This window comes from Marinobacter confluentis (assembly GCF_004785685.1).
Lineage (GTDB): Bacteria > Pseudomonadota > Gammaproteobacteria > Pseudomonadales > Oleiphilaceae > Marinobacter > Marinobacter confluentis.
Map to the genome: position 1 here is coordinate 1 of NZ_SRPF01000078.1, position 305 is coordinate 305.

Here is a 305-nt window from a genome sequence, read left to right on the forward strand (position 1 = left end):
CAAACACGAGCGCCAAAGTGACCGCCGCAAACGCCAGCAAGCGCCCGCCGCCCATTCCATTGCCCCACTGATGATCGGGCAGACGGAACTGCGGGTGATTGGCCGCCAGCCAGACCCCGGCACAGAGCGCTACCACAAACATCGCCAGTTGCCCGGAAAGCCGCTCGATCATCACCCCGTGCAGTGCTGCCGCCCGTTGGTCGGAACCGCTGCCATGGCGCAAAGCCCGATTGACAGCGCCCAGCACTCCACCAGGCAGACACTGGTTGAGGAAAGTGGCCAGATAATATTCCCGAACCGCTGCT

1 pseudogene is annotated in these 305 nt (G+C 63.3%); it reads right to left on the minus strand.

The annotated features are described in order from the left end of the window. Positions 1 to 305: pseudogene (locus E5Q11_RS17625) on the minus strand (lysylphosphatidylglycerol synthase domain-containing protein); the annotation flags it as partial.